Below are 10,209 nucleotides of genomic sequence, written 5' to 3'. Positions count from 1 at the left end.
ATATTATACATAGACAGGTATTATAAAATAAATATAGAAGGGGTATGTTTTTTAGTTTTAAAGGGGCTAAAGCACATCTATTTTATGTTTTTAGAGGGAGAATTGAAAAATCATATGAAGAATTTCAAAAAGAGTACAGGTAAAATTTTACTAGCATCCGGATTAGTAGTTTCTATGTCAGCTTGTAGTGTAACTAATTTATTTGGAGAAAAAGAAAAAACAAATACTGAATCTGGTAAACAAGAAAGTAAAGAAACTAAGACAGAAGGTAAATCATCTGAAACAAAGGAAAAATCAACTAACTCAAAAGAAGAAAGTAAAGATGTTAAGATGATTATGGTTTTACCTGAGGATTACCCACAACTTATGGTAGACATTGAAGAAGACTTATTAAGACGTCTAGATTACTATGATGCTTCTGTGAGGGATAATAAAAAGGGAAGTAAGTCAAATGAAGAGGTACGAGATAGTATTAAAGACTTAGATAAAGTATTTAATAAAATAGAGCGTATAGATGCACCAGGAAAATATAAGGAAGATCATAAGGAAATTGTAAAAGCTGTTCAAAAGTTAAAAGAATCTTTCAAAGAAGTATCGAAATTATTTGATTACTCTAAAACACTTAAAGATACGGATGATGCAATCATAGATAAAGCAAACAATAAATTAGATGAAGCAAAACGCATTTGGAAACCTGTATTTGATAAGTTAAAAGCGGAAGCTAAGGGTAGTTCAACAACTACTTCTACAACAAGTGGTACTAGTTCTTCTAACTCACCGAGTTTATCTAGTGGTAATACAGTTAAAACATACAGTACCCAAAATAAAACTGGTATATTCAAAGGAAAAATTGATACACCAGACGAGGATTCGGCTAAGTTTAAGAATGTACAGAACAACTATAAAGACGGTACAGAGCTTGTAGGTAATTGGGGTATTGATTACGGAGACGGAGTCAAAACTACGTTAGTCCTAAAAGCAGATAAGACATTTGAAACATATGCAAATGGTTCTTATCCAAATAAAGATAATTACTTAACAGGAACATACCAAGCAGACGTTTCTTCCCATCAGTTAACGCTAATGGTGGAAAAAGGAACTCAAAATGGTCAAGAAGTGAAATTGGAAAGACCTATTTATTCATCATATGAGGTTAAAAATTTAGATGGTAAAGCATTACAGATTTTCCACATAGACGAACAAGTAACAATTTGTTATGTAAAACAATAAATAACTAAAAGAACTCTGTAAAATGATTTTTACAGAGTTCTTTTCTTAGTTTTAATTTATTATAAACGATCAGACTTTTTTATAAACTATCAAAATTTATTTCAAACGCATAACTATATTTATTAACCTACCAATCTCCTACTCAACAGTAACAGACTTAGCTAAGTTACGTGGCTTATCAACGTCACACTCGCGGTGAAGTGCTGCGTAGTATGAGATAAGTTGTAATGGAATAACTGCTACTAGCGGTGCTAGCGCTTCGTGTACAGCTGGTAATACGAAGCTGTCACCTTCCATTTCTAAGCCTTTCATTGAGATGATACATGGGTTAGCCCCGCGTGCTACTACTTCTTTCACGTTACCACGAATTCCAAGGTTTACGTGCTCTTGTGTAGCAAGTGCAATAACTGGTGTACCATTTTCAATTAAAGCGATTGTACCGTGTTTTAACTCTCCTCCAGCGAATCCTTCTGCTTGGATGTAAGAGATTTCTTTTAGTTTTAACGCACCTTCTAATCCTACGTAGAAGTCTACGCTACGGCCGATGAAGAAACAGTTACGCGTTGTTGCTAAAAATTGTTTTGCTAATGCGTCCATTTCTTCTTTTTGATCACAAAGTTCTATCATTGCATTTGCTACAAGTCCTAGTTCGTGTGTTAAATCGAAATCAAGAACTTCACCTTTTGCTTTAGCAATATCAGCCGCTAAAATTGAAAGTACTGCAAGCTGTGCTGTGTAAGCTTTCGTTGATGCAACTGCAATTTCTGGTCCAGCGTATAACGGAAGTGTATAATCAGCTTCACGAGAAAGCGTAGAACCAGGCACGTTTGTAATTGTTAATGCTTTATGCCCCATTTCATTTGTTTGTACAAGTACTGCACGGCTATCAGCTGTTTCACCACTTTGTGAAATGTAAATGAAGAATGGTCTTTCTGTTAATAATGGCATGTTGTAAGAGAATTCACTTGCCACGTGTACTTCAACTGGCATTTTTGCAAACTTCTCGATAAATTGTTTTCCAACAAGACCTGCATGATAACTCGTTCCACATGCAATGATGTAAATACGATCGCTATCTAAAATCGCATTGCGGATGTCTTGATTTAATTCAATTTCGCCATTTTCATCTTGATACTTTTGAATTATATTACGGATTACAAGTGGTTGCTCATCGATTTCTTTAAGCATGAAATGAGGATATGTTCCCTTTTCAATATCACTTGCGTCTAATTCCGCTGTAAACGGTGCACGTTCAATCGTTTCACCTTGTAAGTTTTTAATTGTAATACTTTCTTTCGTTACGATTACGATTTCTTTATCCATTAACTCAATGAATTGATCTGTAACTTGTAACATCGCCATAGCGTCGCTTGCCACAACATTAAAGTTGTCACCAACACCTACTAATAGCGGGCTTTTGTTTTTAGCAACATAAATCATGTTTGGATTTTCAGCATCAAGTAATCCGATTGCATAAGAGCCATGTAAAAGAGATAGCGTATTACGGAACGCTTCTTCTACACTTAATCCTGTGCTCACTTGTTGTTCCATAAGCTGTACGATAACCTCTGTATCTGTTTCACTTACGAACGTTACATCTTGTAAATATTCCTTTTTCACTAATTCATAGTTTTCAATTACACCGTTATGAACTAATGTAAAGCGTTTTGATGTACTTTGATGCGGATGCGCGTTTACTTTACTTGGAACACCGTGTGTAGCCCAGCGTGTGTGTCCGATACCTACGCTTGCTGCTACGTTCTCATCTACGATTTCACGAAGTTTTGCGATACGGCCTTTTTCTTTGTATACAACAACACCGTTCTCTGCTTGTACTGCAATACCTGCTGAATCATATCCACGATATTCTAGCTTTTCTAAACCTTTTAATAAAATTTCCTTTGCATCTTGCTCTCCAATAAATCCTACGATTCCACACATGTTTAGTCGCCGTTACAAATGCTTACACTGCTCTGCGAACATGTAACGACATAGTCCGATACCATTTTTATTTATACTAAAAAACGGATTACATATTGCTAGCCCTGTAAGCTTGTAACGGCTTTCACCTTCCTCTCGATTGGGTTTAAGTCCGTATATACTTATACAGCTAGTTTTCATCCGTTCCTCTTCTCTCATCACACTTTCACCTTTGTCCACTAAGTCACCTTAATGATTTAAGTAAAAGCTTGCGGTTGTGATGAACAACCGGGAGTCATCCGCCGAAATCTCGATAAACCCCACCTCGTCAACTACACTATTTGTAGTTCTGGCGCTTTTATAATTTACAATATTTCCTTTGAGAAAAAGAACAAGACCATCTTATAACAAACATGGATAAACCGTCAATGAAATTTTTTTCATCGTCTATAAAACATATGAAAAAGGAGCACTTTTTGTGCTCCTTTTTCATATAAATTCAGCTAATTATTCAGCGCCAACTTCGGCTTTCACAACTTCTACAATGCGATGTACATATGCATCACAAACTTCTTGTGTTGGTGCTTCTGCCATTACACGAATAAGTGGCTCTGTTCCAGATGGGCGAACAAGAATACGGCCATCACCGTTCATTTCTTCCTCTACAACACGAATAATTTCTTTAATTTTTTCATTTTCTAATGCTAATTTTTTATCTGTTACACGAACGTTTACTAGCAATTGTGGGAATTTCGTCATTTCCCCTGCAAGCTCAGATAATGGCTTTTTCGTCATTTTCATGATGTTTACAAGTTGAAGTGCACTTAACATTCCATCACCAGTTGTAATGTAATCAAGTAAGATAATATGGCCTGATTGTTCTCCACCTAGGTTGTAACCTCCGCGCTTCATTTCTTCCATTACGTAGCGGTCACCAACTGCTGTTTTATCACTTGTAATATTATTTGCTTCAAGTGCTTTGTAGAAACCTAAGTTACTCATAACAGTTGAAACAACTGTATTATGTTTTAATTGACCAGTTTCTTTCATGTACTTCGCACAAATGAACATAATTTGATCACCGTCAACGATGTTTCCTTTTTCGTCTACAGCAATTAAACGGTCGCCATCGCCATCAAAAGCAAGTCCGATATCCGCACCTTTTTCTTTTACCAATTCAGCTAAGCCTTCTGGATGTGTAGATCCTACACCCTCATTAATATTCATACCATTTGGAGAAGTTCCCATCGTTGAAATATCAGCTTCTAGGTCTGCAAATAAGTATGGAGCAAGAGAAGAAGTTGCACCATGTGCACAATCTAAAGCGATATGTAGGCCAGAGAAATCTTCTTCAACAGTTTGTTTAATGTACTGTAAATATTTTTGTCCACCTTCAAAGTAATCACTCACTTGTCCAAGATTAGTACCTGTCGGACGTGGTAGTTCATCAACTTCTTTGTCTAATAAAGCTTCAATCTCAGCTTCTTGCTCATCTGTTAATTTAAAGCCGTCTGAACCAAAGAATTTAATACCGTTATCTTGTACTGGATTATGAGATGCAGAAATCATAACACCCGCTTGTGCGTCTAGTGCTTTTGTTAAATAAGCAACGCCCGGTGTAGAAATAACGCCAAGGCGCATTACTTCTGCTCCAGTTGATAATAGCCCTGCTACTAAAGCTCCTTCTAACATATGGCCAGATACACGTGTATCACGACCAATAATTACTTTTGGACGATCTGTATCTTTTGTTAATACATAACCACCAAAACGTCCAATTTTGAAAGCTAATTCAGGTGTTAACTCCTTATTTGCAACTCCGCGTACTCCATCTGTACCAAAATATTTACCCATTATGATTCGCTCCTTTTTCTTGCTCTTTTTGATTGTGATTATCTACTGTTGGTTCTTGACTCGTTTCTTTATCTTTATCTTGATTTTGATTTTGATTTTGGTTTTGATTCTTTTCCTGTTCTTTTTCTGAATCAGGTTCAGGATTTTTTGGTTTCTCATTTTGATTTTCTTGATCGGTGTTTGAATCCGGTTGTTGACCGTTACCCTGTACTTCTTTATCTGGTTTTTCTTTCTTCACAATAGTAACTTTAGCACTTTTTTGTTTTGGCTCTATTGAAATATTACCAGGACCACTCACTTGAATTGAAATATCTTTCGTTCCTGGAGATACATTTTGCAGATTAATTACCGCTGTTATTTGAGCAGCTGTTATTTTATCTACTATACTTGCTTCTCCTGAAATATCAACACTTATCTTTCCATCTTGCGGCGAAAGTAGCTGAGCAGTAACATCTTTAGAAAGTCCATTTTTCTGGATTGGGATACCATCAATCGTTTTTGTTTTCGTTTGTTTTGTTTTTTGCACTCCCACCGAAACCTTCACTTGATTCGGTTTGGCACTTGTTACGCCCTTGGGTAATAAAACAGAGGCATCGAATGTTGTAGACTCTGTCAATTGACTAAGATCTACTTCGACCCCCTCTAGCGATTGTATATTATCCAAAATATCTTTTGGACCAGCTATCGTTACTTCTCTCGGTTCAACACTGATATTTGTAACCGCCAATCCTTCTGCTAAACTCCCCTTCTTCGTATACGTTACAGGAACAGTTTTTTCAGTATTATTGGCTGTATTTTGCGTTGCCACATTCAACGTTACACTAATCTTAGATGGACTTGTTCTTACATTTAAACGTTTTCCTTCTTTATTGTATAATGTAACTTCGGGCGTTTTTGTAACAGTTTTATTAACACCTTTTAAATCAACATACGCTTTGGCAGATGAAATGCTTTCAATTTCTTCTTTCGTCCCAACTACCTCAACAGTATCCGGTTTAAGGCTTGATTTTTCTAGAGTAGCCCCCGCTGGCATCTGATCCTCATTTGATAATTTCAGATCTACATGAACATATTTTCTCGCCTTTTCATGAAGAGTAACTTTAATTGTTGATGGCTGAACTGTTCCTTTCACATCATCTGGAAGCCCGTTCGTTTTTAAAGAAATCTCATAAGTTCCTTTTGGACTATCTCGCAAATCAACCGGTATGTCAAATTGTTTTTTTGCTTTTGCTGTAGCAACTGATGCTTTTGGGCCTTCTAATTTTACTTTAACGCCCTCTGCCGGAATACCACTTACAATATATTTCTCCTCATCATACTTAAGATTAATAGCATAATTAGTTAATGTTTCTTTCGTATCATTTGCAAAAGGTAATATACCTGATGTCGTATTTTTTTCAGTTAACGTCGCTGACATAAAAAGCATACACGCCAATAGTAATGAGATCCCTTTTAAAAACCAATGATTCTCCATTAACTTATCCATGACGCTTTCTCCTCCAATTCCATAAAGACGAAGAAGTCGTTTTTTCGTTTCCACTAAATTCAGCTAATAACATATCCTTCAGCTGTTCTGTCTTCAAATCACGATGCAACTTACCATTTTTCGTTAAAGAAATTTGACCAGTTTCTTCAGACACAACTACTGTAATACTATCAGTAACTTCACTAACTCCCATTGCAGCACGATGTCTAGTTCCTAATTCTTTAGAAATAAACGGACTTTCTGATAATGGAAGATAGCATGCTGCTGCTTTAATTGTACTTCCTTGCATAATTACCGCTCCGTCATGAAGAGGTGTATTTGGAATAAAAATATTAATAAGTAATTCCGATGATACGTTTGCATTCAGCGGAATACCCGTTTCCACATAATCACCCATACCGGTCTCTTTTGACAAAGTAATTAATGCACCAATTCTACGTTTCCCCATATATTCGGTTGCTTTTGCTATCGCTGTTGCAACCATTTCAGGTTCATCATCCTCATGCGTTCCAACACGCGAAAATAAACTTCCGCGCCCTAGCTGCTCAAGTGCTCTTCGCAATTCTGGCTGAAAGATAATAATAACGGCTAAAAATCCCCACGTTAATACTTGTTCAGTTAGCCAAGATAGCGTACGCAATTCAAGGAAAATACTGATCATCTTAACGACGATAATAACTGTAATCCCTTTTAAAAGTTGAACAGCTTTCGTCCCTCGGATTATAAGAATTAGCTTATATATAATAAACCATACAATGGCAATATCTAATGCCGTACTAAGATATTTCAAAATGGTCGTATCTTCAAAAGGCATGCTATCCCTTCCTCCTACTTACGAGCAATTCTATCCATATATTGAAATATTGTTTTATGCTCTATCTGTATGTATTTCCAACAACTAGTTAATTATACCATACATGAAACAAACGACAATTACAAACAACCCCCTTTAGCTCAAATTGGTAAGATGTCAAACATTTTTATTGTACAGTATAATATAAATCATTATTATACGCCTATTTTCAAATAAAAAAAGCAACTTCTCAGTTGCTTTTCTTACATTTATTTTAGTTTTTCACCGAATAAAGAACCCATTAAAGCAACTGCTGTTGTTGCCGTTCTATTTCTCTCATCTAAAATCGTATTTACCTCAACAAATTCAGCAGATGTGATAATATCAGCTTCTGCTAACATTTCCATCGCCAAATGACTTTCACGATAAGATAGACCGCCAATTACAGGCGTTCCAACACCTGGTGCATCATGAGGATCAAGACCGTCTAAATCTAATGATAAGTGTACACCATCAGTATGAGATAAATATGCGATTGTTTCTTCCATAACAGCCGTCATCCCCATACGATCAATTTCATGCATTGAGAACACTTTAATACCTTCATTGCGAATGAAATCTTTTTCTCCTTCATCCAATGCACGCGCACCGATAATTACGACATTCTCTTTTTTCACCTTTGGATATGCTCCGTATAAATCTACAAGTGAAGAATGTCCATAACCTAAACTTGCTGCAAGTGACATACCATGAATATTTCCAGATGGTGAAGTTTCCTCTGTATTTAAATCACCGTGTGCATCATACCAAATAACGCCTAAGTTTTTATAATGTTTTGCTACACCAGCTAATGTACCGATAGCAATACTATGGTCACCACCTAATACAAGTGGAAAACGACCTTCTTCTATAATATGATCCACCTTACTTGCTAATTCATTACATACAGTTGCAACTTGTGTAAGGTTTCTTAATTTTGTATTTTCATCTATCTCTTTTTCTCTCTCTATACATATATCTCCCATATCTTTAACGTCATATCCAATTTCTTCAATTCTTTCAATTACCCCTGCATAACGGATCGCGCTCGGTCCCATATCAACTCCACGACGCATCTGTCCTAAATCCATTGGAACTCCAATAACTGAGATTTCTTTTTTCATAGATAGTATCCCCCTTTTATGCCTTCACTAAATATTTTAAATCTTTTATATAGTCTGACTCAACTCGACATTTTTCTGTATGGATATACAATTTATTCACTTATATTCATACTGAAAACCAAATTTCAAGACTATTCTATGTATAAAGTTAACTTAATGAAACAATCGCAATCACTATTATTAAATAATAATAATAAAACACTCCTACATTTAGAAGTGTTTTTCTGATGCTATTTTCCATACTATTGCAATATTTTTTGTTGTCATTTCAATATTTTCTTCTGCTACTTTATATGCTTCTTCTAGTGTCATCGGTCTCGTTGTAATACTAAATACCGCATCTATTCCTTTCTCGTACACAGCTGAATAATCAGATGATACAGACCCTCCAAGAGCAATTACAGGCACAGAAAAACGTTTTGCACGCCCCGCAACACCCACAGGAGCCTTTCCATATGCAGTTTGTTTATCTATTCTACCTTCACCAGTTATAATGAGATTTGCATCTTCTATATGTTTATCGAAATTTGTATAATCTAATACAATTTCAATGCCCCTCCGCAAGTCTCCCTTTAACACTGAAATAACAGCCGCTCCCATTCCTCCCGCTGCCCCTGCACCAGGTATTTCAGATACATCAAAAGATACATATCGTTTAAGCATATTCGCATAATGTTGTAAATTCTCATCTAGCTCTTTCATCATCTCTACATTTGCACCCTTTTGTCTCCCAAATATGAAAGATGCTCCCTGCATTCCGACTAATGGATTATCCACATCACATGCCGCTTCTATCTTTACCCCCTTTAAGCGGGGGTCCATTCGTGAAAAATCAATAGCAACAATCGAATGTAATGTGCCTCCAGATGGATCTATTACTTCACCCTTGTCATTTATAAATCTTACTCCTAAAGCTGCTAACATACCTGCCCCACCATCATTTGTAGCACTTCCTCCAAGTCCTAAAATTATGTACTCCACTCCTTGATCTAGCGCATGTAATATAAGTTCTCCTGTTCCTTTTGTCGTTGTAATAAGTGGGTTACGCTTTTCAACTGGAACGTGCTGTAATCCTGATGCTGCTGCCATTTCAATAAACGCTGTCTTTTTATCTTTAGAAATGCCATAAAAAGCTTGTATACCTTCTCTAAGCGGTCCTGTCACACTAATTGATATAATTCTCCCCCCTGTAGCATCAACAAGTGATTCAACCGTCCCTTCTCCTCCATCTCCAATTGGTATTTTCACATACTCTGCATTAGGAAAAATTGCTCTAAAACCTCTTTCAATAGCTCCACATACTTCTATAGCTTTTAGGCTTTCTTTATATGAATCAGATGCAATAACAACTTTCACAATTATCTCCCCATCCCTTATTTTTACGTTTTCTTCATTTTAAACGACAAGTATAAAAGTTGTCTTTTTAAAAACAAAAAAAGCTTACATCATATGATGTAAGCTTTTTTATTTAGATGGAGCCTAGCGGGATCGAACCGCTGACCTCCTGCGTGCAAGGCAGGCGCTCTCCCAGCTGAGCTAAGGCCCCTTATTAATTAAGCGGAAGACGGGATTCGAACCCGCGACCCCAACCTTGGCAAGGTTGTATTCTACCACTGAACTACTTCCGCAAAAATGATGAGCCATGAAGGACTCGAACCTTCGACCCTCTGATTAAAAGTCAGATGCTCTACCAACTGAGCTAATGGCTCGTAAATGGCTGGGCTAGCTGGATTCGAACCAGCGCATGACGGAGTCAAAGTCCG

General features: G+C 36.6%; 8 protein-coding genes and 3 tRNA genes. 1 reads left to right on the top strand and 10 read right to left on the bottom strand.

Annotated features, from left to right (window positions below):
* The first annotated feature begins 102 nt into the window (after nt 1-102).
* Nucleotides 103-1,230 (top strand): DUF3994 domain-containing protein, encoded by a 1,128-nt coding sequence (locus GBN78_RS26215; protein WP_076775315.1) that lies wholly within the window; start codon nt 103-105, stop codon nt 1,228-1,230.
* Between the two features lie 138 nt (nt 1,231-1,368).
* Here GBN78_RS26215 and glmS read toward each other — a convergent pair whose 3' ends face one another.
* The 10 genes from glmS to GBN78_RS26165 all read right to left on the bottom strand — a co-directional run bounded on the left by glmS (nt 1,369) and on the right by GBN78_RS26165 (nt 10,155).
* Nucleotides 1,369-3,171 carry a glutamine--fructose-6-phosphate transaminase (isomerizing) gene (gene glmS, locus GBN78_RS26210; RefSeq protein WP_000334163.1) on the bottom strand — a complete coding sequence of 601 codons (1,803 nt, stop codon included), beginning with the start codon at nt 3,169-3,171 and terminating at the stop codon, nt 1,369-1,371.
* A 12-nt stretch (nt 3,172-3,183) separates the two neighbouring features.
* Nucleotides 3,184-3,369, bottom strand: a complete 186-nt coding sequence (locus GBN78_RS26205; RefSeq protein ID WP_001206405.1) for a hypothetical protein — start codon at nt 3,367-3,369, stop codon at nt 3,184-3,186.
* Between the two features lie 288 nt (nt 3,370-3,657).
* Entirely contained in the window at nt 3,658-5,004 is a 1,347-nt protein-coding gene (gene glmM / locus GBN78_RS26200) for a phosphoglucosamine mutase (protein ID WP_000521476.1), read from the bottom strand.
* On the bottom strand, nt 4,997-6,490 hold the full coding sequence (locus GBN78_RS26195; RefSeq protein ID WP_061140065.1) for a CdaR family protein: 1,494 nt from the start codon (nt 6,488-6,490) through the stop codon (nt 4,997-4,999). Before GBN78_RS26195 ends, glmM begins: the two co-directional genes overlap by 8 nt.
* Nucleotides 6,483-7,304, bottom strand: coding sequence for a diadenylate cyclase CdaA (gene cdaA, locus GBN78_RS26190; protein ID WP_001115697.1), 822 nt, complete (start codon nt 7,302-7,304; stop codon nt 6,483-6,485). The genes GBN78_RS26195 and cdaA overlap by 8 nt, the downstream gene beginning before the upstream one ends.
* A gap of 248 nt (nt 7,305-7,552) precedes the next feature.
* Nucleotides 7,553-8,446 carry an arginase gene (gene rocF / locus GBN78_RS26185; protein WP_000711563.1) on the bottom strand — a complete coding sequence of 298 codons (894 nt, stop codon included), beginning with the start codon at nt 8,444-8,446 and terminating at the stop codon, nt 7,553-7,555.
* Between the two features lie 210 nt (nt 8,447-8,656).
* On the bottom strand, nt 8,657-9,802 hold the full coding sequence (locus GBN78_RS26180) for a glycerate kinase (protein WP_070183487.1): 1,146 nt from the start codon (nt 9,800-9,802) through the stop codon (nt 8,657-8,659).
* Between the two features lie 117 nt (nt 9,803-9,919).
* A tRNA-Ala gene (locus tag GBN78_RS26175) sits at nt 9,920-9,992 on the bottom strand.
* A gap of 10 nt (nt 9,993-10,002) precedes the next feature.
* Nucleotides 10,003-10,074 (bottom strand) — tRNA-Gly (locus GBN78_RS26170).
* Between the two features lie 8 nt (nt 10,075-10,082).
* Nucleotides 10,083-10,155, bottom strand: a tRNA-Lys gene (locus tag GBN78_RS26165).
* Nucleotides 10,156-10,209 lie beyond the last annotated feature (54 nt).

The sequence above is a fragment of the Bacillus sp. B2-WWTP-C-10-Post-4 genome, assembly GCF_009183805.1.
GTDB lineage: Bacteria > Bacillota > Bacilli > Bacillales > Bacillaceae_G > Bacillus_A > Bacillus_A cereus.
The sequence above is the reverse complement of the archived record's forward strand: the minus strand, read 5'-3'. Positions and strand labels throughout refer to the sequence as shown.